Below are 23,872 nucleotides of genomic sequence, written 5' to 3'. Positions count from 1 at the left end.
CGCCCGGCCTCCATCCCTTCCTGACTGACGAGACGAACAGAGAGCGCAATGCCATCCAGCGACCTTTCCGCCCGTCCCGACCCTTCGGACCGTTCCGCAGCTCGGGCCGAGAGCTCCCTGCTGGCCGAGCTCCAGCCCGTGGTGGAAAGCAATCTCCACCGCCACCTGGACGTCGCCAAGGAGTGGTTCCCGCACGAGTACATCCCGTGGGGCGAAGGCCGGGACTTCGAGGGGCCGCTCGGCGGTGAGGCATGGACCCAGGACGAGGCGAAGCTCCCGGAGGTGGCCCGGACCTCGCTCGTGGTCAACCTCCTGACCGAGGACAACCTGCCCGGCTACCACTTCGCGGTGGCCGAGTTCGGCAAGGACGGGGCCTGGGGCAACTGGGTCAACCGCTGGACGGCCGAGGAGGCCAGGCACGGCATCGCCCTGCGCGACTACCTCCTCGCAACCCGGGCCGTCGACCCCAGGGCCCTGGAGCGGGCCCGGATGGCACACATGTCGGCGGGATACGACCGCCCCGACGGCTTCAGTGCCCTGCACGCGATCGCGTACGCCTCCTTCCAGGAGCTCGCCACCCGGATCTCGCACCGCAACACCGGACATGTGAGCGCCGATCCGGTCTGCGACGCACTGCTCGCACGGATCGCGGCGGACGAGAACCTGCACATGGTCTTCTACCGGAACCTGGTCGACGCCGCGTTCGAGCTCGCTCCCGACAAGGCGATGGAAGCCGTACGCGATGTCGTGACCGGGTTCGAGATGCCCGGCTCGACGATCAAGGACTTCGGGCGCAAGTCCGCGGAGATCGCCATCGCGGGCATCTACGACCTGCGGCTGCACCACGACAGCGTGGTGATGCCGATCCTGCGCAATCTGCGTGTGTTCGAGCGCGGCGGGTTCGGCCCGGCCGGCGAGGCGGCACGCGAGGTACTCGCCGCGTTCGTGGCCCGGCTGGACAGCCAGGCCACGTCCTTCACGGACCGGCGCGAAGGCATCCGTGCCTCACGGGCCAAGCGAGCGGCCGCCGTCGCTGTCTGACGGACAAGATCCGGGACCGGTCGCGCCCGGAAGGTGTCGGTGTGCCCTGCGTGGCACCCGTACAGGACCAGGGGGAAGTCATCAGTACCGAGAACGTGCGGCTGTCGCCGTACCAGCGTGACATCTGGCTTGCGGAGTCCCGGACGCCGGGCACCCCGCAGTTCAACGGGGCCGTCTTCGAGCGGTTCACGGGCGCCGTCGACGGCGAGCTGCTGAGAGCGTGCTTCACCCGCGCCCTGGAGCGGCACGACGCCTTCCGGCTCAGATTCGACGAGTTCGACGGCGTGCCACGGCAGTGGATGGCCGACGCGCTGACCGACGACGGGGCGCCCGCTGTCGACCTGGTCGACCTCTCCGCCGGGCCCGACCCGGCCGCGGCATGCCGGGCCTGGCGCGAGGAGGCCATGGCCACCCCGTTCGAGCTCCGGCGCCGCAAGCTCTTCCGCGCGGCGCTGCTGCGGGAGGGCGCGGATGCGCTCCACCTGTTCCTGATGGGGCACCACCTGCTCGTCGACGGCCGGGGCGCGGAGATCCTGCACACCGAGGTGATGGAGGACTACGCCCGCCGGTCCCGCGGCCAGGAACCCCGCGACCGGGGCGCCGCCCCGTCGGTGCTCACCGCGGTCACCGGCCGGGACGCCTACTTCGGCTCCCCGGAGCAGGAGGACGACCGGGCCTTCCACCGCGCCGAACTCGCGGCGGCGGAACCCCGCTTCTTCACCCGGCGCACCAAGGACGGCGGGCCCGCCACCGGACTCCACACGTTCACCCTGCCGGGAGCGGTGGCCGACCGCATCAAGGAGAGCGGCAGCACCCCCTTCGCCTTCTTCGCCGCCGCGCTCGGCACCTGGCTCGCCCGGGTGCACCGCACCGAGCAAGCGGTGATCGGTGTGCCCCTGCTCAACCGGCGCAGCAGAACGGAGCTGACCGCGGTCGCCCAGTACGCCAACACGCTGCCCCTGCGCGTCGAGGTCCCCGACGGGAAGCCCCTGGCCGCGATAGCCACCGGCGTCCAGGACGCGGTGGGCCTGCTGCAGCAGCACCAGCGGCTGCCGATCGGGGACGTCCTGCGGGAGCTGCCGGCCGACGGCTCCCGGGAGCGCCGGCTCTTCGACGTCACGCTGACCTACATGACCCTGCGCAAGCCGCTGGACCTCGACGGCGTGGTACGCGGGGGAGCGGCGTTCACCGCGCCTCCGCACGACGACGAGGCGCTGGTCGTCAGCGTCGTGGGCACCCGCGGCCGGTCGGAGCTCCACGTCGAACTGCGCTACGCCACCGATGTGTTCGACGCCGACCTGCCCGTCGAGTCCTTCGTCGAGCACCTCACCTCGCTGATCGCCCACGGGCTCGACAAACCCGAACGGCCCGCCGGTGAGTTGCTGATGCTCAGCGAGCGCGAGCAGGACGAGATCCAGGGCTTCACCCGCGGCCCGCGCATCCCGTTCGCCGACGACACGACCCTGCACACCCTGTTCGAGGAGCAGGCCGCCCGGTACCCCGGCAGGGCCGCCGTACACGGAGCGGAGGGCGGGGAAGCGCTCGGCTACGCCGGACTCGACGCCATGGCCAACCAGGTGGCGCGGTCACTGCGGGCGCGGGGGACAGGCGTCGGCCACCGGGTCGCCGTACTGATGGAGCGCGGCCCCCGGATGCTCGCCGCCGTCCTCGGAATCCTCAAGTCGGGTGCGGCGTACGTCCCGGTGGACCCGGGACATCCCGCGCGGCGTATCGCCTTCATCCTGGAGGACAGCGCCGCCAGGGCCGTGGTGACGGACTCCGCCGACAGCGGGGTACCGGTGCCCGAGGGAACCGAGGTGTGCCCGGTCGGTGAGCTGCTGCAAGGCCCGTCGGACGCGGTGGCGGCCGGGGCCGGCGCCCGCGATCTCGCCTACGTCATCTACACCTCGGGCTCGACGGGACGCCCCAAGGGCGTGATGGTCGAGCACCGTTCGGTGATCAACCGGCTGGCGTGGATGCAGCGCGCGTTCCCGCTCGGCGCGGACGACGTCCTGCTGCAGAAGACGCCCGTCTCCTTCGACGTATCGGTGTGGGAGCTTTTCTGGTGGGCCGTCGAAGGCGCCTCCGTGGCGCTGCTGCCGCCGGACGGCGAGAAGGACCCGCGGCAGATCCTGCACACGGTCGAACAGCAGCGGGTCACCGTCGCGCACTTCGTGCCCTCGATGCTGGGACCCTTCCTCGACCTGCTGGAGGAGTCGGACGGGCTGCGCGCCCGGGCCGGTTCGCTGCGCCATGTCTTCTGCAGCGGCGAGGCCCTGACCCCCGGCCACGTGGAGCAGTTCCACCGGGTCTTCGGCGGCGAGGGCGCACCCGTCCTGGTCAATCTGTACGGGCCCACCGAAGCCACCGTCGACGTCTCCGCGCAGGTCTGTCCCGCGCCGGACGGGCCCGCCGTCCCACGGGTTCCCATCGGGCGGCCGATCGACAACATCGAGCTGCACGTCCTGGACCGGGGCGGCGAGCCGCAGCCCGTGGGCGTGCCGGGCGAGCTGTGCGTCAGCGGCGTCGGCCTGGCCCGCGGATACCTCGGCCGGCCCGAACTGACCCGGGAGAAGTTCGTCGAGGCGCCCTTCGTCGACGGCGGCCGGATGTACCGCACCGGCGACCTCGCCCGCTGGCTGGGCGACGGCACCCTGGAGTACCTCGGCCGGATCGACGGGCAGGTGAAGATCCGCGGCAACCGCATCGAGCTGGGCGAGGTCCAGGACGCCCTGTCCCGCATACCCGGCGTGCGGTACGCCGCCGTCACGGACCACACGGCCCCGGGGCGAGGCACGTTCCTGGTCGGCCACTACGTGTCCGGGAACGAGCTGGAGACGGCGTTCCTGCGCGGCCGGCTGGCCGAGGAACTCCCCGAGGTCATGATCCCGGGGCGGTTCCGGCGGATCGACGCGATCCCCCTGACGCCCAACGGCAAGCTGGACCGGCGCAGGCTCGCCGCCCCGGACGCCGAGCCCGCCGGAGAGCCGGGCGCGGCGCCCCGTAACGGGAATGAGGCGGTGCTCGCCGCGGTCTGGGCCGAGGTGCTCGGGGTGCGGCAGGTCGGGATCCACGACGACTACTACGCCCTCGGCGGCGACTCCCTCCTGATGCTCCGCATCCGCGCGCTGGCCGAGCGCCAGGGCGTCCACTTCTCCCTGAGCGACCTCGTGCGGAACCCGACGGTTGCCGGCCTCGCGGCGCACTCCAGCGAGGCGTCCGGGCCCGCGGCCGGCCCGGTCCCCTTCGCGCTCGTCCCGCACGTGGACCGGGCGCGCCTCGGGGACGCGGCCGACGCCTGGCCGCTGACCCGGCTGCAGCTGGGGCTCGTCTACCACAGCCGCCGGGACGAGCGCTCCGCCGTCTACCACGACGTCTTCCGGTACCGCCTGGCCATGGAGTGGGACGAGGCACGCTTCCAGGACGCCTTCGCGCGTCTGGTCGCCCGCCATCCCGCGCTGCGCTCCTCCTTCGACCTCGGCGGGCTCACCGAGCCGCTCCAGATCGTGCACACGAGCGCGCCGGGCGGCCTGGAGATCGCCGACCTGCGGGGGCGCGAGGACGCCGAAGCGGAGGCGGAGATCCGCCGGCACATCGAGGAACGGCGGTTCCACCCGTACACGTTCAACCGGCCGCCGCTCTACCTCTTCCGCGCCCATGTGCACGACGACGGCGTCGACCTGGTCCTCAGCTTCCACCACGCGCTGCTCGACGGAGGAAGCGTCGCGAACCTGCTGCGGGAGCTCCTCCAGGACTACCTGCACACGCTCGGCGCGGACATCGCCCCGGTCCCGGACGGCGAACTGCCCACCGCGGCCCACCATGTGCGCGGCGAACGCGAGGCGGAGGCGGACCCCGCCGCCCGCGCGTACTGGCAGCAGCGCCTGGCGGGAGCGGAGGTGCTCCGGCTCGACGGCTTCGCACCGTCCGAAGCGCCGCGCGGCGAGGCACAGGTGGTCCATCAGCTCGTGCTGCCCGACGGGCTGACCCGGCAGGTCCGTGCCCTGGCCAGGGAGCACGCCCTGCCGCTGAAGTCCGTGCTGCTGGCCGCCCACTGCCTGACGCTGCGGCTGTTCTCCGGGCTCGACGACTTCACCACCGGCGTGATCACGCACGGGCGGCCGGAGTACGCGGACGCCGAACGCATGGTGGGCCTCTTCCTCAACACCGTCCCGGTACGCCTCGGCGCCGACGGGGCCGGGGGCAGCCGGCTCGACGTGGTCCGGGAGCTCCACCGCCAGGAGTCCGAGGGCCAGGCCCATCAGCGCTACCCGCTGAGCGCCATGCAGGCGGACCACGGCGGAGGCCCGGTCCTGCACACCGCGTTCAACTACGTGCACTTCCATGTGCTCTCCGACGTGCTGCGTCTTCCCGACGTGCGTCTGGAGGAGTTCACGACGTGGGAGGAGACCGACTTCCAGCTCCTGGTCAACGCCTTCCTCCATCCGCAGGACGGCACGATCGGCCTGCGCATCGACGGCGACGGCCACAGCATCACCCCGGCCCAGGCCGAACTGTTCGGGGACACCTACACCGAGGTGCTGCGCAGCCTCGTCACCGGCCCCGGCGAGCCACCCGACTTCGCGTTCATGGCCGGTACGCAGCAGAGCGCGACCCCCACCGCCGACGCATTCACCGACGACGTCGTACGGCTCTTCGACCGGCAGGCGGACCGGAACCCCGACGCACCCGCCGTCACCACGGGCGACCGCACCTGGACCTACCGCGAACTGCGGGCGTCCGCCGAGCGGGTGGCCCGCCGGCTGACCGCCCTCGGGGCCCGGCCCGGCGCCCGGATCGGCATCGCGATGGACCGCTCACCGGAGACCGTCGCCGCCATTCTCGGCACCGCCAGGGCCGGCGCCGCCTGTGTGCCGCTGGACACCGCCTACCCCGAGGCGCGGATCGCCGCCATGGTGGAGCAGGCCGAGCCGTTCCGGATCATCGCCCGCACGGCGGACGCGGCACTCCTGCCGGACCCGGAACTGCTGCTGGCCGCGGAGTCGCTCTTCGGCCCGGAGCCGGCAGCCACCACCGACGGGCAGGCGGGAGTGCTGCCGGACGCGATCGGCCCCGACAGCACCGCGTACATCCTGTTCACCTCGGGCTCCACGGGCCGCCCCAAGGGCGTGGTGATGCCCCACCGCTCCCTGGCCGCCCTGATCGGCTGGCAGATCCGGGCGGAGAGCGCCTCCGCCGGCCGGACCACCGTGCAGTACGCGCCGCTCAGCTTCGACGTCTCCTTCCAGGAGATCTACTCCACGCTCTGCGCGGGCGGCACGCTGCGCCTGGTCACGGAGGAGGAACGGCGCGACATGCCGGCGCTGCTGCGCCTGCTCGACGAGGCCGGCGTCGAACGGATCTTCCTGCCGTACGTGGCGCTGCAGCAGCTCGCCGAGGCGTCCGGGGCCCTCGGCATCGTCCCGCGAGCGCTGCGTGTGATCGTGTCCTCCGGTGAGCAGCTGAGGGTCACCGACGAGATCCGGGCCTTCGTCGCCGCGCTGCCGGGAGCGATCCTGGAGAACCAGTACGGGCCCACCGAGTCGCACGTGGTGACCCGCCACACCATGACCGGGGACCCGGCAGGCTTTCCCGCACTCGTCCCGATCGGCACCCCCGTCACCGGCGCCGGGGTACGGGTCCTCGACCCGCTGGGCCGCCCCGTTCCGACGGGTGTGAAGGGCGAGCTGTACCTGACCGGAGCGGCGCTCGCCGACGGCTATCTCGGGGCCGCCCCGCTGACTGCCGAACGGTTCGTGCGCATCTCCGGGCCCGACGGCGAGGTCACCGCCTACCGAACCGGTGACCTGGGACGCGTCCTGCCCGGCGGCGTCCTCGCCTACGCGGGCCGGGCCGACACCCAGGTGAAGATCCGCGGCTACCGCGTCGAGCCCGCCGAGGCCGAGGTCGCCCTCATCGGCCTCGCGGCACGCCACCCGGGCCTCGACGTCCGGCAGGCCGCGGTGGTCGCCCGGAGCGGGGCGGACGGACGCACCGGACTGGTGGCCTTCCTCTCCGGCGACGCCGAGCGGACGGACCTGAACGTCCTGCGTACCGAACTGCGTTCGCTGCTGCCCGAGTTCATGGTCCCGCAGCACTTCGAGTGGCTGGACGCGCTGCCGCTGACCCCGAGCGGCAAGCGTGACGACAAGGCGCTGCGGGCCCGGCCGCTGACCAGGCCGACCGCCGGCGACGGCGACGAACCCCGGGACGCGTACGAACGAACCCTGGTGGAGATGCTCGGTGAACTCCTCGGCCTCGAACGGATCGGTGTCCATGACGACATCTTCACGCTGGGCGCCACCTCCCTCACCACGATGCGGCTCGTCGTGCTGATCGAGCAGCGGTACGGCGTCCCGATCCCGATATCCGCCTTCATCACGGCGCCGACGGTGGCCGCGGTGGCGGGGCTGCTGCGCAAGGGCGGCGCCACGCCCGGCTTCGACCCGCTGGTGCCGATCCGCCGGGCCGGCAGCAGGCCGCCGGTCTTCCTGGTCCACCCCATGGGCGGCAACGTGCTCTGCTACGTACCCTTCGCCCGTCATCTGCCGGACGACCAGCCGCTCTACGCCTTCCAGGCGTCCGGCGGCGACCCGGGCACCGAGCCCCTGCGCACGATGCAGGCGATCGCCGCGCACTACGTCGCCGCCATGCGCCGGGTCCAGCCCGAGGGTCCGTACGTCATCGGCGGCTGGTCCTTCGGCGGCTTCGTGGCCTTCGAGATGGCGCGACAGCTGCGGGCCGCGGGGCATGAGGTCGCCAGGGTGATCCTCCTGGACACCGTGGCCCTCGGCCCGGCGGATCAGCACAGGGCGTTCACCGACGAGGCGCTGCTCGGCTGGTTCTTCTGGGAACTGCTGCTGCTCGGCCGTGGCGGCGACTCTCCCCTGGAGGCCATTCCCGCCGAACTCACCACCCTTGAGGAGAAGTTCGACTTCATCGCCACAGTCGCCGCCGACGAGGGCATCCTGCCCGCCGACAGCAAGGGCTCGCTCGTCGGGCGCCTCTTCGGGGTGTACGAGGCCAACTGGCGCGCGACACAGCACTACCGGCCCGGACCGGTGGCGGACGACGTCACCCTGATCCGGGCCGTCGAGCCGCTGCCGCAGGTCCTCCACGCGATGCACGGCGCGGGCAGTACGCAGCACAAGGACCCCGCCAACGGGTGGCACAGCATGACCACCGGCCGGGTCGAGGTCATTCAGGTGCCGGGCGACCACCTCTCCCTCATGGAGGAGCCGCACGTGGCCGAAGTCGCAAACATCGTAGGCAAGTTGGCGCGGACCGGGAGCGGCGGCGATCCGCACCCCGCGGGCCAGGTGCCCGCTCCCCGTACCGCAGAGAAGGGACACTGACGTGGCACAGCGAACCAGCCCCCGGGCCATAGTGATCGGAGCCGGCATCGGAGGGCTCGCGACCGCCGTGGCCCTGCGCCGGGTCGGCGTCGACGTGGAGGTGTACGAGCGCGCACCCGATCTGCGCCCCGCCGGATTCGGTATCTCCGTGATGAGCAACGCCGTGGCTGCCCTGCGCGCCCTCGGGATCGACCTCGGTCTGGAGAAGCGCGGGCAGACGATCCTGCACACCGGGATCATGACGGACAAGGGCCGGACCCTGCGGTCCCTGCCGGTCGAGACCGCCGGCGACCGGCTCGGCGCGCCCAGCGTCGCGATGTACCGGGGCGACCTGCAGGCCGCCCTGCTCGACGCCCTCGGAGGAATGCCCATCGAGGTGGGCGCGGCCGCCACCGGGTACGAGATCACCGGGGACGGCGTACGGGTCCGCTTCGAGGACGGCAGGGAAGCCACCGGTGACCTCCTGATCGGCGCCGACGGCATCAACTCCGCGGTGCGCCGCCGGCGTACCGGTGACGACAGCGGCCCCCGGTACGGCGGATTCCTCTGCTGGCTCTCCGTCACCCCCTTCGCCCACCCGAAGATCACGAAGGGGTTCAACGCCCACTACTGGGGCCTCGGCAAGCGCTTCGGCATCCACGACGTGGGCCAGGGGCGGGCCTACTGGTGGGGCACCCTGAACATGTCGGCCGAAGCGGCCGGCGGCTGGGACGGCGACAAGGACCCCATCGTGCGCGCCTACGCCGGATGGGCCGACGAGGTGTGCGAGGCCATCTCGACCACCCCGGCCGAGGACATCGTCGCCGTACCGGCACAGGACCGCCCGTTCCTCGAGAACTGGGGCGAGGGCCCGGTGACCCTCCTGGGCGATGCCGCACACCCGATGCTCCCCAGCCTGGGCCAGGGCGGCAGCACGGCCATCGAGGACGCCGTGGTCCTCGCCCAGTGCCTGGCCGCGGGCACGGACACCGTCGCCTCGCTGCGCAGGTACGAGAACCTGCGGCGTGAGCGCACCCGGGAGATGGTCGAGGTCTCCCGCAAGTTCGGCGGCTTCGAGCAGCTGGAGAACCCCGCCCTGCGCGTCGTGCGCGACCTGTATCTGCGCCACGCACCCCAGTCCGTGCTGTTCAAGCCCTTCCAGCGGGCCCTGACGCCCCAGTTGCTGGATGACGCCCCGGCGAACTGACGAAGCACTCGCCGCCCGCACGACCGATCAGCGACAACCCGAGGAGAACCGATGACCCAGGCCGCCGAACGAACCCAGGAAGCCCTCGACGCCAAGAGCGTGGTGCACCGCTACCTCCAGGGCCTGCGTGAGCGCGACGCGGCGGTGATCTCCGGCGTCGTCGCCGCCGACGCCGTCTACCGCATACCCGGCAGCCATCCGGTGGCGGGGACCTGGACCGGGCTGGGCGAGATCGCCGAGAAGTTCCTGATCCCCATGGGAGAGCGCTTCGACCCGACGGCCGAGTACGCGGTCGACATCCTCCACGTGATCGCCGAGGGCGACGAGGTCTCGGTCGAGTGCGTCACCCGGGCCACGACCCGCGACGGTGCCCCGTACGTCCTGGACATCAGTGCGCAGTTCACCGTCAGGGAGGGAAAGATCCGGAGCATGCGGGAGTACTTCGACACCGAGTACTTCGGACGGACCCTCTTCGGCCGGGCCTGAGACGGACCCGCTCCGGCCCGGCCGGGCCGGAGCGGACTCCTTCTGCCATCCGCCGCCCCGGCGGCGGTGTCACGGGCGGCGGGCCGCGATCAGCCTGATACCGAGGGCATGGTCCTCCCAGGCCGTACGGACATGGCCCAGGCCCGCAGCCCGCAGCAGGCCCTCGACCTCACCGTCCGCGGGCGCCGTCCCGCCCGTGACGGCGAGGCCGAGGTGTACCGCCGCTGCCCCCAGAGGCCGCTTCGGCAGGAGCGGGCACGGCAGGACGATCCACCCGCCGCGCATCAGCGCGGCAGCGCCGGCGGCGACGGCCGGGCGCAGACCGTCGCCGGGCAGCCCGGCGACGGGAAGCCAGACGAGCGCGAGCCGGTCGTCCTCCTCGAAGCCGGCCGGATCACCGACCCGTACCCGTACCTGCCCGCAGGGTGTGGGAGCGGGCAACTGCTGGGGCTCCAGCGCGAGTACCGGAAGTCCGGGAATCTGGCGCGACAGCTCGACGGCGGACCGGCCTCCGTCACCGGCCGCACAGCCGACCCGCGCACCGGGCAGATCCAGCATCGCGGGCAGTCCTTCCAGCTGTCCCAGCAGGGAGTCGACCAGGGCCTCCGCGAGCGCCGGTGCCTCGCCGCCGCACCCGGGAGCCGGCTCGTCCTGCGGGGTCCCCGCCCCGGACCGGAGCCGGGCGCCCCCGGTCACCGCGCGCCGCAGCCGTGCGGCGAACGCGGAGGCGCGCGGGCCGCCTATGAGCACGCGCTCCAGGCCCTCGGCGGCCACATAGCGGCCCTCGCCGTCCCGCCGTACCAGCGCCGCGTCCGCGAGAACCTCCAGCAGCCCCTCGGCAAGGCCCACGGGCAGGGTCCCGGCGGCCTCCTTCGCCGTGCACGGCCTGAGCAGCCGGGCCAGCAGCCCGGTCCGTTCCGCGACGGCACACGCCAGCAGCGCCCACGCCTGCGCGGCCGGCTCCGCGAGCCGCCCGCCGAGGAGGTCCGAGGGTCCCTGCGGCAGGGCGTCGGGCGCCGCCCCGGAACACACCGCGGCCCACAGCGTGTGGGCGCGGCCGAGCAGTGCGGCCGCCTCGGCACGGGGGCCCGGACCGACGGCTTCGAGGCCCGCCGCCGACAGCACCTCGCGCAAGGGGCCGGCCGGTTCGCCGGGCCCGTCGAACGCGACGGCGGCGTGCAGCGCCCACCACGAGTCAGCCAGCCGGGCGACCATGCGCTCGGCGGCCTCCTGACGCACCCGCTTTCCCTCCAGGCCGACGATCGAACGCTGGCCCAGCTGGATGAGGAGCGTCTCCTGGGAACCCTGACCGGAGACCAGACCCAGGACGTCACGCATGAAGCGTTCCCACGGGAACGTGGCCATGTACGCCTCGCCGCCCTGGAGCCCCATCACCAACTGGCCGACACGCAAAGCGCTTTCGGCGGTCCGGTGCTTGGCGACGGTGGCGAGTTCGTCGAAGTGCGGGTCGCGGGCGGCCGAGCGGGTGCCGTCCAGCGCCCGGTAGACGCTCGCCCGTGCGCTCTGCAGCAGCATGTGCATCTCGCCGACCGAGCGCTCCACATTGGTGTAGTCGAGGACCGGGCGCCCGCCGCGCCTGCGCGCGGCCAGTGACTCCACACAGTTCTCCACCACCGCGTCCAGGGCGCCGAGCACCCCGCACGCACTCATCGTGCGGCGGATGCGCGCGTACGTGTTGAGTTCGCTGAGCGCGTCGGCCCGCCACACGAGCCGCCACGGCGGCAGCCGCACGTCGTGCAGGAGTACCTGGCCCAGGCCCATCGTGTGCAGGCCCATGGTGTCGAGCGGGACCGGGGTGACACCCGGATCGTCCTTCTCGACCACGAAGGCGAGCATGTCGTTGGACGCCTCGTCGCGCAGGAACAGGATGAACAGGTCGGCGAACGCGGCCCCGGCGAGGAACCGCTTGGCGCCGTTGAGCACCCAGGTGTCGCCTTCGAGGCGCGCGGTGGACGTGTAGTCGTACGGGTCCCGGTTCTCGTAGGCGCCCTGCACGCCGAAGCGCCGGCCGGCCACGAGGTCGGGCACATAGCGCTCGATCAGTTCGGGGGTTCCGCTGGACAGGATCAGCTCGGTGATCTCGACGGTGATGTCGAGCAGCACGGCGAATCCCGGATCGCGCGAGAGACGGGCGATCTCCTCGACCACCACACCCCAGGCGAGCTTGTCCCGTCCGTCGCCCCCGGCCTCGGCCGGCAACGAGAACCGCATCAGGCCGAGCTCGCCCGCCTGCTCGAACACGCGGTTGTCGAGCGGCCGGCGGGCGTGGTTACGGAAGTGCGAGCCTGGGTTGGCGACGTCCAGCACGAATCCGGCGAACCTGCGCCGGGCCTCGGACCGGACCTCCTCCACCTGTGCGTCGAGGGTGCGGTGCGGTCCGTGGCGGTTCTCGCCACCCCGGTTCATGACATCGGCGGCGCGGGCCCGGGCCGTCACGCGGTCGCCCCGGCCGCCGGGCCGGGGACCGGGGCGTCCGCCAGGGCCCGGACGATGTCGTCGAGGGTCTCGTCGCCGAGGAAACGGGTCAGCGGCACATGGACACCGGTGTGTTCCTCGGCCTCCACGGAGAGCTGGGCCGCGGTGAGGGAGTCGATGCCCAGTTCGCCCAGCGGCAGGCCGGCCGGGAACGGTTCGTCGAGGCCCAGCAGATCGGCGATCAGCGACGACAGCCAGGTGGAGAGGGGCTCGGTCGCGGGGTCCGCAGGGTCGGTGCGCGCGGTGGTGATGGCTTACTCCTAGGGTCTCTTGTTTGGGTCGGGCCGGATCAGGGAGCGGGGTCCGGTGCGTGCAGCCGCAAGGCGGAGGGGAGTCACTGCGGAGCATCGGCGACCGACGACAACGCCGCAGATGCGCGAGCCGGGGCCCGCGAGCCCGGCATGACCCGAACGACAGGCCCTAAGGGCTGTCCCGCAATTCCTGGCGGGCGCACGACGACAGCTACGGCACCTCGCCGCGTTGTCGAAACGCCCGAATACATCCAGTATGCGGGCGCCTCTCCGCCTTGCGATGCACCGCATCTGACGCCGTGCGCTGATCCACCAGGAATTGCGGGACAGCCCTTAGCTTCGGTCGGGCGTGGGATCACGGTGCTGCGGTGCGAGCCGCATCGGTACGAGGGAGAACGCCCGGTCCTCGTCGTCGAGTTCTTCGAGCCGGCGCACCAGCACGTCCTCGGCCTCCGGGTCGGGCGGGACCGGCAGGCCGAGCCGCGCCACGACGCGGCGCAGCGCGAGCGAGAGCCAGGCCCGCTCGGTGGCCAGGCCGCCGAGCGCCGCACGGCGCTGGAGCCAGGTGTGGACGCAGCAGGCCGCCGCGTGGACCAGGCAGTGCCGGCGGGCGGCCTCGTAGGCCTCGGCCGTCCGCAGGGTGCCGAGCCCGGCGAACTCCTCCCGGGTCTCGTCACGGACCCGCAGGATCGTTCGCGCCAGGGCGGCGAGCCGGGGATCGTCGGCCAGCTCCTCGACCGCCTCGTCCAGGAGGTCGACGACCTCGTCGGCGCCGCCGAAGGTGAGCGAGGGGCGCAGCTCCCGCGGCGCGGGCGACACCACCGGCTCGCCGAACCCGAAGAGCAGCGGAAGCGGCAGCGTCGCGGGTGACCGGCGGCGCCGGGCCGCACCGCTCAACTGGGCCCGGACCGTGTCCAGCTGGACCAGTTCGGTGCCCTCGAACACCGGGGTGACCGCGATATCGCGCAGCAGCTTCTGGAAGGCGCCGCCCGCGGCTCCCTGGCGCAGGTGGGCGCGTGCGCTGAGCACCTCCGCGCACGCGGTCACGGTGTCCACGCACAGCTGCGGCACGACGTACTTGGCCACCGCGGACCAGAGCGCCATGCGCTGCCGCGCGACGTCGAGACCGCGCGCGGCGGACAGCTCGGTGCACTCCGCGACCAGCAGATCGGCGAAGCCCCGGGCGAGCAGGGAGCGGACCGGCGCCATGGCGAGGGCCGGGCGGCCGTAGAGCATCCGCCCACGGGCGTGGCGCAGCGCGATCCGCAGTGCCGTGTCGGCCGCGCCGAGGCTGCTCGCGCCGACCAGGGTCCGGGTGAACTGCAGCATTCCGGAGACCATCTCGATGCCGCGGCCGGGCCGGCCGAGCACGGCCCCGGCGCCGACCTGGCAGCCGCTGAGGGCGAAGCCGCTCAGGTCATGGCCGCGCAGCCCGTGGGTGCGTACCTTGTCGAGCCGCTTCACGGTGGTGGCGTCGAGGGCGTCGAAGTCGAGCAGGAACAGCCCGTACGACGGATCGGATGCGGCGAGGACGGTGGCGAACGAGGAGCACCGGCCGTTGCCGACCAGCCACTTCTCTCCGTCGAGCACATACCCGCCGGGGGCGGGGACCGCGCGCGTGCCGGTGGCGAGCAGGTCGCTGCCGGCCGCCTCCTCGCTGATGCCGGCGGTGCCCCGGGCGCGGCCGAGGACGAGCTCGGCGACCCTGCTCCGCTGGGTGTCGTCGCCCCAGGCCCATACCGGGGTCGCGGCGAGGAGCGTCGAGCCGAGACCGACGGAGACCGCCAGATCGCGCCGCGAGGTCGCGCGCACCACGCCCATCAGGGACTCGAACGAGCCGAGCCGGCCGCCTTCGGACACGGGGACCAGCTGCTCGTGCAGGCCGGCCGACCAGGCGGCCTCGTAGGACGCGGTGGGTTCCGCCTCCAGCTCGTCGGCCCGGACACCTTCGGCGAGCGAGATGCCGCTGCCCGGGTCGAAGGGGCAGCCGAGCGCCTGCTCCAGGTGTGCCGCGGCGTCGAACGTGGACAGTGCGTCCGTGGGTCCGGCCGACGAGGTCATATGCGCTCCACCACGACGGCGTACGGTCCGCCGTCCTCGATCCCGCTCCCGATCCCGCCCTCGTCATCCGCGAGCCACAGTTCATGGACGAACGCGAGCTCATCCCCGACCTGGTGGGCGGTCGTGCGGAGCTCGAACAGATCCCGGAACTGGCCGGCGCGCAGCCATGTCACGTCCACCCGGCGCAGCGGCGCGGCCAGCGCGCGTCGCAGCCCGGGAAGCGCCTTGCCGTGCCGCATCACGAGCTCCTCGCGGGCACCGGCGGCGAACCCGAGCGTCTCGGCCCAGTACCACTGGTCGGCGACTTCGCAGTGGTGCCGGTGCACCCGGAAGTGCGTTCTCCCCGAGGCGAGTTGCTCGCCGTCCCGCGCGAACCCGGCGCGCATGGCGCGGATCCGCGAACGGTGCGGGGTGCGCTCGGTCTCGTCGTCGTGGAAGGCGCCGGCGAGAGCGTCGGGCAGCAGCCGGGGCGCGCCGGAGAGCGCCTCGTCGCCGCTGAGCCGCAGCGGCACCGAAGCGGCCCGCGTGCGCACCGCGACACCGGACGGGCCTTCGAGGGTCATCTCCACCTCCAGCTGCGAGGCGCGCGGGCCGCGGACACGCGCGGTCACCTCGACGCGCGCCTCGTCGGCGTCGAGGAACCGCAGCGGGTGGACGTACTCCAACTGCCATGACCACAGCACGAATCCGACCCGGTGCTCATGCACCAGGGTGCGGTGGCTGCACACGTGGTCGCGCATCCAGCGGGTGCCCGCCTGGAAGGCGAGCCGTCCGACGGCGGTGGGCTGCAACTGGGCCGGGGTGAAGAGGCTCGCGTCGAGAACGGCCTCGTACGTGGAGCTGCGTGGCATCGCGGTCTCAGCCGCCGGAGACCGCGGTGACGATGTCGACCCGGTCGTCCTCGGCGGCGGCGCGCTCCAACTCGTTCTTCGTGAGCCGTTCGCCGTTGAGGGCGATCAGATGCGTCGGGCGCACCTCGCCCGTCCGGTCGAGCAGCACCTCGCCCAGGCGGGGATAGCGCTCGGTCAGCGCGGTCAGACCGGCCCGCACGGTCCCGCCGCCGACCTCGATCTCGTTCTCGTACTCCGTGAAGCGGAGCAGTACGCCCCTGACCTTGATGATCACCGGCCGGTCCCTTCGTCGGTGCCGTTGCTGTTGCGGGTGGGTGCCTGCCAGCGGGCGAGTTCCTGGAGTTCACCGGCGAGGTAGGCCCGGCGCGCCAGCCAGCGCTGCACCTTGCCGCTGGAGGTCTTGGGGATGCTCCGCGGCGCCGTCAGGACGACGGCGTGCGGCGGGACGCTCAACTCCCGTGACACCGCCCGCCGGATGCCGTCGACGGCCGCCCGGTACCGTTCCTCGTCGCCGGCGTCGGCCTCGTAGACCACCACCAGCCGCTCGGTTCCTCCCGCGGTGTCCTCCACCGCGAACGCGGCTCCGCAGTTGCGGCGGATTCCGGGGACCCCGGCCTCGCAGACCCGCTCGATGTCGACCGGGTCGAGGTTGCGGCCGTTGACGATGACCAGGTCCTTCAGGCGTCCCGCCACGAAGAGCTCGCCGCTGCGGACGAACCCGAGGTCGCCGGTGCGCAGGTACGGGCCGTCCCCGGTCACCGTCGTCGCGCCGAACGTCTCGGCGCTCTCCTGCGGGCGCCGCCAGTAGCCGTCGGCGACACCGGGCGAGTCGACCCAGATCTCGCCGACCGTGCCGTCCGCCAGCGGCTCACGGGTGTCCGGGTCGGCGATCAGCAGCCGGGTGCCGGGGCCGGGGTGGCCGCAGCCGACCAGCGAACGGGAGCTCTGTGCCGGTCCGGCGGGTGCGGCCGTGCCCTGTGTCTCCAGCGCGTCCCGGGCTACCTCCACCGAGCGCCAGCCGTCCAGCGGTTTGCCGCCGGTCACGAACAGCGTGGCCTCGGCGAGGCCGTAGCAGGGATAGAAGGACTCGCCCCGGAAGCCGCTCGGTCCGAAGCGCTCCGTGAACCGTGCCATCGTCTCGGGGCGCACCGGCTCGGCACCCGTGAAGGAGAGCTCGACGCCGGACAGGTCGAGGCCCGCCACATCGTCGTCCGTCGCCCGCCGGACACAGAGGTCGTACGCGAAGTTCGGGGCTCCGGTGATCGTCGCGCCGTACCGGGACAGCATGCGCAGCCAGGACAGCGGGCGGCGCAGAAAGGTCACCGGCGACATGAGCGTCACCGGTATCCCGGCGTACAGCGGGGTGAGGAGGCCGCCGATCAGTCCCATGTCGTGGTACGGCGGCAGCCAGAGGCCTCCCGAGCTGCCCGGGTGGATTCCGAACCCGCGCTCGATCTCCCGGCAGTTGGCCAGCAGCTGGGCGTGGCTGAGCATGACGCCACGTGGGAGCGCCGTCGAGCCGGAGGTGTACTGGAGCAGCGCGAGGCGGTCCGGAGGGATCGCCGGAGACGGCCCTTCGGCGCCGATCCCGGCGTCCGCCCCGGCCGGGGCGTCGGTCGTGATCAGGCGGGGAGCGCGGCCGTCGAGCGTCGTCGCCAGCCAGTCCGTCATCAGGGGCGCGATGTCCGAGGTGGTCAGGACGACATCGGATCCGGTGTCCCGGATGATCGCGGCGAGCCGCGGCAGCGTACGTGTCAGGCGGGCCGGGTCCGGCGGGAACGCGGGCACCGCGGGCACGCCCGCGCAGAAGCAGCCGAACAGGCCCGCGAGGTAGTCGAGGCCCGGCGCGAAGAGCAGCAGCGCCGGGTCGGGCCGCCCCCGGGTGGCTTCCAGAAGGCTCGCCGAGACCGCCAGGGCCCGCCGGTGGAGCTCGCCGTAGGTGATCTCCTCGGCCGATCCGTCCTCGCCGACGAACCGGTAGGCGACGACATCGGGCTGCCGCTGTGCCCGCTCACGCAGCAGCGAGGCGAGGCTGTGGTCACCGGCTGGGAACACCGGGAGCCTGTTCCGCCGGAAGCGATGCCCACTTGCCGGGCATCCCCAGCCACTTCTCGCCGTCGGGCAGCGGTTGCACGCGCGTGGTGGCCAGGGGGAGTCCGGCCGAGAGCCGGGCGTTCCACTCCAGGGCCGGCATGAGCTCGGGGGGCAGTTCGTCCTCCGGGTAGATCGCGTCGGCGGGGCACGCCTCGACGCAGTTCCCGCAGTCGATGCACTCCTCGGGATCGATGACGAGGAACGTCCCGCCCTCACGGAAGCAGGCGACGGGACAGTAGGTGATGCACTCCGTGAACTTGCAGTGGACGCACTGCTCGGTGACCACATGTGTCACGGCAGGTCCTTCACGGCCGTGTCCGGTATGACGGTCTGCCCCGCGGCGGCCGCGGTGAGCAGTCCGGCGTGCCGGTCCAGGAAGAGGTGTCCGGCGTCGAGACCGAGTTCGTAGGCCTTGACCAGGCCCTCCGGGGTCGCCGCGGCGTAGTCGACGCCCAGCAGCTTGAGGTCGTCGTCCGGTTTGATCACCAGGACCCGGGCCTCGTCCAGGACGGAGCCGTCGGCGATCTCCTCGGAGGCGTACAGGTCGCGGAAGAGCGGGAAGGGGTCGCTGCCGATCGCGATGAGCACGTCGACGCCCTTGGCCGCGACCTCCCGCGCCGGACAGGCGCAGGTGTACGACGCGTCCACGTAGGCCTCCCCGTCGACCTCGGCGGGCACGGCCCAGGCGTGCAGCATGCGCGTCGAGGCGTAGGAGACCGCTTCGTAGTTGTCCGCCGTCAGCCGGAGCTCCGCGCCACCGGCCGCGGCGTGGGAGGAGAACACGGCAGCGGACAGGTTCTTCTCGACCCAGCTCCGGTCCCCGGTGAAGATGTTGCGCAGGAGCTGCTTGCCGAGCGCCTTGGCCTCCGGGCCCTGGGTGACCTCCGCCGCCTCCGCGTTGGTGACCTTGCTGGTGGCGAGGAGGAACTCGGGGGCCCCGGGGCGGAAGAGCCCCTCGCGCATCGCGGGACCGTGCTCCTTGATGCTGTCGAGCGCGACGCTGCTCATGCCCTTCTCGGTCGCGGCCCGGGCGGCGCCGATCCAGTAGTCCACGCCGACCTCCACCGCCCGGCCGGTCGCGGCGAGACCACCGGACAGGCCGGAGGACGAGGCGGTGCCGTACACGTCCGCGCGCAGCCCGCGTGCCTCGAAGGCCGACAGCACTCCGTGGCTGTACACGCCCTTGAGCATGCCCGAGGCGACGGCGATGCCGATGCGCTCCGTGGTGTCCGCGTCGGTCATGGCAGCAGCCCCTTCTCGAGCTCCGGTGTGGTGGCGGGGACGGGCGCGGGGCAGTCCGTCAGGAGCTGCGCGTCGATCAGGCCGTCCAGATGGTCCTTGATCCACTGGTTCGGGCCGGGGCCCGTGTCGATCACTTCGCCCGTGCGGGGAGAGGGGTGCGGGAGCGTCATACCGACCTCCAAGGGGGAGAGTGGACTGGGCAGACGTTAGCACGACCGTCCGTGCAGTTTTCTAGTCCCGTGAGCGTGCCGGCTGTAAATATGAGCGAACGATCGTGCTAACATCTCGCCGCATGATGATCGATCTGGAGGGCGTGGAATGGATCCCGCTACGGCAGTCGTAGGTGCGGCCCTGAGTGACAGGGGCGAGGAGGTCTTCGATCTCTTCCGGCGGCCGAAAGGCCGCAGCAGGACCCGGCCCGACGAGCGCGCGGCCATCGAGAGCGCGCGGACGAGCGAGCTGACCGTCAACGGCAAGGTGGCGGTCGTCTACCGCTGGGGCAGCGGCGAGCGCCCGGTGCTCCTCGTCCACGGCTGGGAGTCGCGGGCATCGCGCTACGCGAAGGCCGTCGCCCGGCTGCTGGAGCTGGGCTACAGCCCGGTGTCCTTCGACGCGCCGGGCCACGGAGAGGCCACCGGAGACTCCACGACCCTGCTGGAGTACCGCGACATCATCACCGAACTCCACCGTGTGCACGGGGATTTCGAGGCTGTCGTGGCGCACTCCTTCGGTGTCACCGCGACCTTCTTCTCCCTGCGTCACGGGGTGCGCGCCGGCCGGATCGTGGCGATCAGCACGGTCCCCGACTTCACGTACCTCGTCGACGCGTTCAGCACCGGGATGGGGCTCGAGCCGCATCTCAAGGAGGAGCTCCGGGGGCGTATCGAACGGGATGTGTACCCGGGCGAGGCGGACATGTGGACCCGCTTCTCGGTCTTCCACGAGGCCGCGAGCGTGCGGATCCCGCTTCTCGTCATCCATGACGAGGAGGACGGCATGGTCGACGCCGGCCAGGGGAGGCGGGTCGCCGAGGCTTTCGGTGCCCGCCTGGTCACGACCCGCAGGTTCGGGCACCGGCGCATTCTCGGCGCGCCCCAAGTCGTCGACGAAATAGCGAACTTCATGACCTCCGACGTCACGGAGGCCGGACGGAAGACCGAGGTGGCAACGGGATGAGCGGAATACTCGCCGGCAAGCGCGTTCTGGTGACCGGGGTCCTGATGGAGTCCTCGATCGCCTTTCACACCGCCCGGCTCGCCCAGGAGCAGGGCGCCGAGGTGGTCCTCACCGGGTACGGCCGGCTCAGCCTGGTCGAACGCATCGCCAAGCGCCTGCCCCGGCCGGCGCCCCTGATCGAGCTCGACGTCCAGGACAAGGGGCACCTCGACAGCCTCGCGGACCGGATCCGGGAGAGCGTCGGCCAGGACGCCCGCCTCGACGGTGTGGTGCACTCCATCGCCTTCGCGCCGCAGGACGCGCTCGGGGGCAACTTCCTGGAGACCGGCTGGGATTCCGTCGCGACCGCCGTCGAGGTGTCCGCGTACTCGCTGAAGGCCCTGGCCGTGGCCTGTCTGCCCCTGATGGAGGAGCGGGGCGGGTCGATCGTGGGGCTGGACTTCGACGCGCAGACCGCCTGGCCCGCGTACGACTGGATGGGGGTGGCCAAGGCGGCCCTGGAGTCCACCTCGCGCTATGTCGCCCGGGATCTCGGGCCGCGGGGCATCCGCTGCAACCTGGTCGCGGCGGGGCCGGTCAAGACGATGGCGGCCAAGTCCATCCCGGGGTTCGAGACGTTCCGCGAAGTGTGGAACACGCGCTCGCCCATCGGCTGGGACCTGTCCGACCCCGAGCCGGCGGCCCGTGGAGTCGTCGCGCTGCTCTCGGACTGGTTCCCCCGGACGACGGGCGAGATCGTGCACGTCGACGGAGGGGTGCACGCCATCGGGGCATGAGGCCGTCCGCGGCGGCCCCTCCACGCCCCGCTGCCGCCATGGCGGGGGGAGGGTCGTCGTGGGGTCAGGAGGCGGGGAGCATCGATGCGTCGGTCGCCACGGCGCGCAGGCGGTTCAGGATGCCCTTGGATGCCTTGTCGTAGCAGGTGAACTCGTTGTGCAGGACGGATTCGGCGTTCGCCATCTCCATCAGCGCGACGAGCTCGAACGTGAGCTGGGCCGCGTCGGCCTCCTTCTCGACCTCGCCCGACTGCTGCGCTTCGCCCACGGTCTGTTCGACGAAGGTGAACCAGTTGGCGCGGGCCGAGGCGAGCGTGTCGTGGACCTTGCCCTCGCGGGCGTCGTACTCGGCCGTGACCGAGTAGAAGAAGCAGCCGCCGGGGAAGACCCGCCGCCGCGAGTAGTCGAGCCAGCCGGTGCACACCTGCCACAGGCGGTCGAGCCCCGGGGGCAGGTCGCGGGCCGGCTGCACGACGTGCTCCAGGTAGACCTTGATGGCCGCCCGGACCGTGGCGAGCTGCAGGTCCTCCTTGGAGCCGAACAGGGCGAACACGCCGCTCTTGCTGAGCTTCAGCTCGGTCGAGAGGCGTCCCAGCGAGAGCCCCTCCAGACCTTCGACGGAGGCGATCTCCACAGCACGTTTGAGGACCAGCTGCCGCGTCTGGTTCCCGCGTGCGATCCGCCCGTCGGTGTGTGTCTCTGCCATGCCCTCTGCCAATCCCCTGGGCCAGACCCTCTTGGTGCCGCCGCGGAGTCCATTGTACCGATTAAGTAGACGACCGTGCGGTCAGTATGTAAGGGTGTAGATGGACGAACGATCGTGCTGTCAGTTCGCTGTCCGCTGTTCATGTGTCGTGCCGGGGGGAAGGACAAAGGATGGCCGGGCCGTTCCGTTCCATGGTCGACGTGCTGCTGGCGCAGGCGTCGGCGCAGCCCGACAGGGTCGCCTTTCGCTTTCTGACCGACGGGGACTGCGACGGCGGGGCCGAGGAGTGGACCTATGGCCGGCTGGCCCGGCGTTCCCGGGCGATCGGCGGCCACCTGCAGGAGCGTGGCCTCGCCGGATCCCGGGCCGTCCTGCTCTACCCGCCGGGCCTCGAGTTCATCGCCGCCTACCTGGGCTGCCTGTCGGCCGGGATCGTCGCGGTGCCGGGGCTGCCCCCGCAGGGCCGGTCGCAGAGCCGGCGCGCCCTCGGGCGGATACGGCGCCTGATCGCCGACGCGGACGCCAAGGCGGTCCTGGGCACCGGACAGATCCTCTCCGCGCTCGAAGCCATGGCCGACCAACTGCCGGAACTCGACACCGCGTTCCGCATCGCGACGGAGGACATCCCGGACGAGGCCGAGGCCTCCTGGCGGGAGAGCGACATCGCGCCCGACTCGGTGGCCTTCCTGCAGTACACGTCGGGCTCCACCTCCGCGCCGCGCGGGGTGATGGTGACCCACCGGAACCTGATGGACAACCAGCGCGTCCTGTCCCGGGGCATGGGGCACACGCCCGAGACGGTCGAGGAGTGGGGAGGCGAGCTCTATGTCAGCTGGCTTCCCGTCTACCACGACCTCGGGCTCATCGCGCCCGTACTGAACAACCTCTACATGGGCGGGACTTCCACGCTCTTCTCCCCGCTGCACTTCCTCCAGCAGCCCGAGCGCTGGCTGACCGCGGTGTCGCGGTACCGGGCGCACACCAGCGGAGGCCCCAACTTCGCGTACGAACTGTGTCTGCGCGATGCCACCCCCGAGCTCCTCGACCGCCTCGATCTGAGCCGGTGGCGGGTGGCGCTGAACGCGGCCGAGCCGATACGGGCCGCGGCGAAGGTGTCGGCGAACCGCCCGAGGGTGTCGCTGAACAGCCGGTGGCGGGTGGCGCTGAACGCGGCCGAGCCGATACGGGCCGCGACACTCGGGCGGTTCGCCGACACCTTCGCCGCGGCCGGGTTCCGCCGTGAGGCGCTGCACCCGGGCTACGGGCTCGCCGAGGCGACCCTGATGGTGAGCGGCGGGCCGGTGGGACGGGAGCCGAGGACGGCCGGGCGGCCCGGGTCCGAAGCGCGGTCGGGCGGTGCGGCGGGCGGGGACCTGGTGAGCTGCGGCCCGCCGGGCGCGGGTCTGACGGTCGTCATCGCCGACGGCGAGCGGCAACAGGAGTGCCCCGAGGGTGAGATCGGTGAGATCTGGGTCGCCGGGGAGAGCGTCACGGGCGGCTACTGGCGCAACGTCCGGGCGACCAGGGAGGTGTTCGGGGCCTGCCTGAAGGACGGCAGGGACGGCTTCCTGCGCACCGGCGATCTGGGCTTCATGCGGGACGGGGAGCTGTACGTCACCGGGCGGCTCAAGGACCTGCTGGTGATCGACGGGCGCAATCACTACCCGCAGGACCTGGAGCTGTCGGTGGAGACGGCCCATCCGGCGATCCGGCCGGGCTGCATCGCGGCGTTCTCCGTCGAGGACGGGACGGGCGGCGAACACCCCGTAGTCGTGGCGGAGACGACGGAGACGACAGGTTCCCGGTGCGCCGAGATCGAGGCGGCGGTACGCGGCGTGATCGGTGAGGCCCATGGCCTCTCGCTCCGGCAGACCGTCCTGATCCGCCCCGGCACCATCCCCAAGACGTCCAGCGGCAAGATCCAGCGCAAGGTCTGCAGGACGGCCTACCTCGACGGAACCCTGGACACCGTCGGTGAGCCGCTGCCGGCCGCCGGTCCGGCCGGCCCGATGTCCTGACCCGTGTCCGTGAGGTCCTGTCCGGCCCGCGATGCCGGCCCGCACTGAAGAAGTCCCGAGACCGAGCCTGCGAAGACGGGTGCCCAGATGCCTGCGAACGAGTCTGCGAAGGCGGGTGCCCGGATGCCTGCGA

The 23,872-nt window shown here is 72.2% G+C and carries 17 protein-coding genes; 7 read left to right on the top strand and 10 right to left on the bottom strand.

The annotated features are described in order from the left end of the window. Window positions 1-48: 48 nt before the first annotated feature. From JGS39_RS16695 to JGS39_RS16680, 4 genes are read left to right on the top strand one after another with little or no spacing between them, the layout of a single operon-like run. On the top strand, window positions 49-1,041 hold the full coding sequence (locus JGS39_RS16695; protein WP_219569894.1) for an acyl-ACP desaturase: 993 nt from the start codon (window positions 49-51) through the stop codon (window positions 1,039-1,041). Between the two features lie 50 nt (window positions 1,042-1,091). After that, window positions 1,092-8,396 (top strand): non-ribosomal peptide synthetase, encoded by a 7,305-nt coding sequence (locus JGS39_RS16690; protein WP_308120465.1) that lies wholly within the window; start codon window positions 1,092-1,094, stop codon window positions 8,394-8,396. Between the two features lies 1 nt (window position 8,397). Beyond that, complete coding sequence (locus tag JGS39_RS16685; protein ID WP_219569893.1) at window positions 8,398-9,582, top strand: FAD-dependent monooxygenase; 1,185 nt, start codon at window positions 8,398-8,400, stop codon at window positions 9,580-9,582. A gap of 51 nt (window positions 9,583-9,633) precedes the next feature. After that, window positions 9,634-10,068 (top strand): nuclear transport factor 2 family protein, encoded by a 435-nt coding sequence (locus JGS39_RS16680; RefSeq protein WP_219569892.1) that lies wholly within the window; start codon window positions 9,634-9,636, stop codon window positions 10,066-10,068. 69 nt (window positions 10,069-10,137) lie between these two features. Here JGS39_RS16680 and JGS39_RS16675 read toward each other — a convergent pair whose 3' ends face one another. The 9 genes from JGS39_RS16675 to JGS39_RS16635 form a co-directional block, all read right to left on the bottom strand. Continuing rightward, the gene (locus JGS39_RS16675) at window positions 10,138-12,525 is read right to left on the bottom strand and encodes an acyl-CoA dehydrogenase family protein (RefSeq protein ID WP_308120463.1); all 2,388 of its coding nucleotides are present in this window, start codon (window positions 12,523-12,525) and stop codon (window positions 10,138-10,140) included. Then, entirely contained in the window at window positions 12,522-12,749 is a 228-nt protein-coding gene (locus JGS39_RS40915) for an acyl carrier protein (protein ID WP_264302716.1), read from the bottom strand. Before JGS39_RS40915 ends, JGS39_RS16675 begins: the two co-directional genes overlap by 4 nt. Before the next feature lie 399 nt (window positions 12,750-13,148). Next, window positions 13,149-14,876 carry an acyl-CoA dehydrogenase family protein gene (locus JGS39_RS16665; RefSeq protein WP_219569891.1) on the bottom strand — a complete coding sequence of 576 codons (1,728 nt, stop codon included), beginning with the start codon at window positions 14,874-14,876 and terminating at the stop codon, window positions 13,149-13,151. Further along, window positions 14,873-15,727, bottom strand: a complete 855-nt coding sequence (locus tag JGS39_RS16660) for an acyl-CoA thioesterase family protein (RefSeq protein ID WP_219569890.1) — start codon at window positions 15,725-15,727, stop codon at window positions 14,873-14,875. Before JGS39_RS16660 ends, JGS39_RS16665 begins: the two co-directional genes overlap by 4 nt. Before the next feature lie 7 nt (window positions 15,728-15,734). Further along, the gene (locus tag JGS39_RS16655) at window positions 15,735-16,001 is read right to left on the bottom strand and encodes a MoaD/ThiS family protein (RefSeq protein ID WP_219569889.1); all 267 of its coding nucleotides are present in this window, start codon (window positions 15,999-16,001) and stop codon (window positions 15,735-15,737) included. Beyond that, a complete protein-coding gene (locus JGS39_RS16650) occupies window positions 15,998-17,782 on the bottom strand; it encodes a fatty acyl-AMP ligase (RefSeq protein WP_219569888.1) in 1,785 nt (594 codons plus the stop codon). Before JGS39_RS16650 ends, JGS39_RS16655 begins: the two co-directional genes overlap by 4 nt. Further along, window positions 17,766-18,116, bottom strand: coding sequence for a ferredoxin family protein (locus tag JGS39_RS40910; protein WP_219569887.1), 351 nt, complete (start codon window positions 18,114-18,116; stop codon window positions 17,766-17,768). The genes JGS39_RS16650 and JGS39_RS40910 overlap by 17 nt, the downstream gene beginning before the upstream one ends. Then, window positions 18,113-19,063 carry a hypothetical protein gene (locus JGS39_RS16640; protein ID WP_219569886.1) on the bottom strand — a complete coding sequence of 317 codons (951 nt, stop codon included), beginning with the start codon at window positions 19,061-19,063 and terminating at the stop codon, window positions 18,113-18,115. The genes JGS39_RS40910 and JGS39_RS16640 overlap by 4 nt, the downstream gene beginning before the upstream one ends. Then, entirely contained in the window at window positions 19,060-19,233 is a 174-nt protein-coding gene (locus tag JGS39_RS16635; RefSeq protein ID WP_219569885.1) for a hypothetical protein, read from the bottom strand. The genes JGS39_RS16640 and JGS39_RS16635 overlap by 4 nt, the downstream gene beginning before the upstream one ends. Before the next feature lie 148 nt (window positions 19,234-19,381). Here JGS39_RS16635 and JGS39_RS16630 point away from each other — a divergent pair, with 148 nt between their 5' ends. After that, the gene (locus JGS39_RS16630; RefSeq protein WP_219569884.1) at window positions 19,382-20,239 is read left to right on the top strand and encodes an alpha/beta hydrolase; all 858 of its coding nucleotides are present in this window, start codon (window positions 19,382-19,384) and stop codon (window positions 20,237-20,239) included. Then, the gene (gene fabI, locus JGS39_RS16625; RefSeq protein ID WP_219569883.1) at window positions 20,236-21,015 is read left to right on the top strand and encodes an enoyl-ACP reductase FabI; all 780 of its coding nucleotides are present in this window, start codon (window positions 20,236-20,238) and stop codon (window positions 21,013-21,015) included. The genes JGS39_RS16630 and fabI overlap by 4 nt, the downstream gene beginning before the upstream one ends. 64 nt (window positions 21,016-21,079) lie before the next feature. Here fabI and JGS39_RS16620 read toward each other — a convergent pair whose 3' ends face one another. Next, a complete protein-coding gene (locus JGS39_RS16620; RefSeq protein ID WP_219569882.1) occupies window positions 21,080-21,721 on the bottom strand; it encodes a TetR/AcrR family transcriptional regulator in 642 nt (213 codons plus the stop codon). A 170-nt stretch (window positions 21,722-21,891) separates the two neighbouring features. Between JGS39_RS16620 and JGS39_RS16615 the strand changes: the two genes are divergently transcribed. Further along, complete coding sequence (locus JGS39_RS16615) at window positions 21,892-23,739, top strand: fatty acyl-AMP ligase (RefSeq protein WP_219569881.1); 1,848 nt, start codon at window positions 21,892-21,894, stop codon at window positions 23,737-23,739. Window positions 23,740-23,872 lie beyond the last annotated feature (133 nt).

It is taken from the genome of Streptomyces poriferorum (assembly GCF_019399235.1).
Classification (GTDB): domain Bacteria; phylum Actinomycetota; class Actinomycetes; order Streptomycetales; family Streptomycetaceae; genus Streptomyces; species Streptomyces poriferorum.
This window is presented reverse-complemented; position numbering and strand designations above follow the sequence as displayed.